2 protein-coding genes are annotated in these 2,088 nt (G+C 40.1%); one reads left to right on the top strand and one right to left on the bottom strand.

Features of this window, described 5'->3' with window-relative positions; genetic code table 11:
* Window positions 1-165 precede the first annotated feature (165 nt).
* A complete protein-coding gene (locus WBN21_RS16880) occupies window positions 166-1,449 on the bottom strand; it encodes a replication-associated recombination protein A (protein ID WP_424202368.1) in 1,284 nt (427 codons plus the stop codon).
* A gap of 205 nt (window positions 1,450-1,654) precedes the next feature.
* Between WBN21_RS16880 and WBN21_RS16875 the strand changes: the two genes are divergently transcribed.
* Window positions 1,655-2,088: rhomboid family intramembrane serine protease (locus WBN21_RS16875; RefSeq protein WP_424202366.1), on the top strand; the 434-nt coding region annotated here is incomplete at its 3' end.

Raw genomic sequence — 2,088 nt, 5'->3', positions numbered from 1 at the left:
ATATTAAATTCTAAAGTTTAATTTTAACATGAATTTGCGTTAGGGATTGAGGCATTTGTTGAAGCTCTTTGTGTGTTGTTGCACCCCTGCCTGCCGGCAGGCAGGTATGCAACACAAAAAAGCGACTGCCAAAAGCACGACCCTTGTGGTAACGCCCATAAATTTTTAATAGTTGTATTTATCTTTCCAACGTTGTTTTAAAAACTCGCGGTGTGCGTTTTCGCGTGGGTTATTTCCGGGTTCGTAAAAGGTGGTGTTTTTTATGTCGTCGGGCAGAAACTCCTGTGGTGCAAAATTGTTTTCGTAATTGTGTGCGTACTTGTAATTATCGCCATAGCCAAGCTGTTTCATGAGTTTGGTTGGGGCGTTCCTAATTTCTAGAGGCACGCTTAAATCTCCAGTTTGTTTCACCAATTGTTGCGCCATGCCAATAGCCATATAGGAGGCATTGCTTTTTGGTGAACAGGCCAAATACGTGGCGCATTGGCTTAAAATGATGCGCGCTTCTGGATAGCCAATGGTGGTTACCGCCTGGAATGCGTTATTGGCAATTACCAAAGCCGTTGGGTTGGCATTTCCAATATCCTCACTTGCCGAAATGAGCAAACGACGCGCAATAAACTTTACATCTTCGCCACCTTCAATCATTCTGGCTAGCCAATAAACCGCGCCATTTGGGTCGCTACCGCGAATGGATTTTATAAATGCCGAAATAATATCGTAATGCTGCTCGCCTGTTTTATCGTAGCGTACCGTGTTATTTTGGATTTTTTCTAAAACGATGGCGTCGGTAATTTCAATGGTGTCACTATCAAACGAGTTTACCAAAAGCTCAAAAATATTAAGTAATTTTCTGGCATCTCCACCCGATAATCTTAAAAGGGCATTGGTTTCTTTTAGGGTAATTTTCTTTTTTGAAATGTGTTCGTCCGTTTCAATGGCACGTTTTAAAAGGGTTTCTAAATCAAGTTTATCAAAAGCATTTAAAATATACACTTGGCAGCGCGATAATAATGCCGAAATAACCTCGAAACTCGGGTTCTCGGTAGTGGCACCAATAAGTGTAATCCAACCTTTTTCAACAGCTTGCAATAACGAATCTTGTTGCGATTTGCTAAACCTATGAATCTCATCAATAAACAAAATAGGGTTTTTGGTGGTAAACAAACCGCCGCTTTGTTTGGCTTTATCAATAACCTCACGAATGTCTTTAACCCCCGAGTTTATGGCGCTTAAGGTATAAAACGGTCTGCCAGATTCTGTAGCAATAATGTTCGCTAAGGTTGTTTTTCCGGTTCCTGGTGGTCCCCAAAAAATCATGGAAGGTATTAATCCTTGCTTAATGTGCTGCGTTAATGCGCCACCTTCGCCCACCAAATGTGCTTGGCTTACGTAGTCTTTCAAGGTTTTTGGTCGTAACCGTTCCGCTAAAGGTGCATTGTCGTTCATTAACACAAAATTACTGATTTTTTTTGCCTTTTATCATTTCCGTGAAGATGGAAATCTTTAATTTTTTAGTTCGGGCGTGCCCCCAAAAGGGGTCGGGCTTTCCACTTCAATCCCTGCCTGCCGGCAGGCAGGCCTCACGCGGGTGCATAACTGCCAATTTAGCATAATGCTGAAAGTTGGTTAACTATTTGCTAACTTTAAATCAATGAAAACTAAAGAACATTTTAAATTCTCAACCGGCGTAATAGCTTACCCAGTTTTTTTTGTTCTAATTATTTGGTTAGTATTTTGGTTCGAGGTGCGCTTTGGTTATAATTTTAGTAAATATGGAATCTATCCACAAACTTTAAAAGGTTTAAGAGGCGTGGTGTTAAGTCCTTTTATTCATGGAGACATTAAGCATATTTATCATAATACGGTGCCGCTTTTTGTATTGTCCACAGCGTTGTTTTATTTCTATAGGCACATCGCATGGAAAGTCCTTTTCTTTGGGATTTTATTATCTGGGTTTCTTACTTGGAGTATTGGGAGGCCATCGTATCATATTGGTGTAAGCGGACTCATTTATGTTTTAGTAAGTTTTACCTTTTTTAAAGGTGTTTTTGCAAAACATTATAGACTAATCGCCTTATCGTTGCT

Origin of the sequence: Algibacter sp. (assembly GCF_049667265.1) — a bacterium.
GTDB lineage: Bacteria > Bacteroidota > Bacteroidia > Flavobacteriales > Flavobacteriaceae > Algibacter_B.
The sequence above is the reverse complement of the archived record's forward strand: the minus strand, read 5'-3'. Positions and strand labels throughout refer to the sequence as shown.